General features: G+C 38.4%; 1 protein-coding gene. It reads right to left on the bottom strand.

What is annotated here, in order from left to right; genetic code table 11:
- Positions 1-567 (bottom strand): hypothetical protein (locus HC175_RS16785; protein WP_168139505.1); only part of this gene is annotated, 567 nt, incomplete at both ends.

Consider the following 567-nt stretch of genomic DNA (forward strand, 5'->3'; position numbering starts at 1 on the left):
GGGGAAAAAAATATTAACACTTATATCGGAAATAACAAACATCTTGAAGAACAGTGAAAGTTCCGACACCAGCATTGAAGCTGCACCCAACATTAACCAAAGGGAGGCATAATGCGACTTCAAAAGATATTGGGTAAAAGTAAAGGCAAGGAGAAAGATCAACAACGCGAGATAAATGTAGGTCACCGTTTTATATGAAGGGATCACTTGGGGTACGAGATCTGCAATGGTAAAAAACAGGAACCCCAGGAATCCATACATGATGATAAGTGAAAGTATTTCCACAGATAGCACCCTTGCGCTTTTGAACGAGGTAAAGGAAAAAATATAGAGAATCAAAATTGCTAAGGAAAAGGTAAGCATGATCCAAAAGCCATTAGTAAGGAATCCAGCAATCATCAGGAGATCTCTTATATAAAAGAGCAGTAAAGCTATTACCATGGCCAGAAACCATTTTTTCGCCCGGTATCTGTAATAAAGGATCAGAGAAGGCAGTAAGAATAGGGTAGAAAAAGTTACAAGGACGTCGATCTTGAAAATTGATCCTGTAATAAAAAGTACTCCCAG

Source organism: Salinimicrobium oceani, assembly GCF_012037645.1.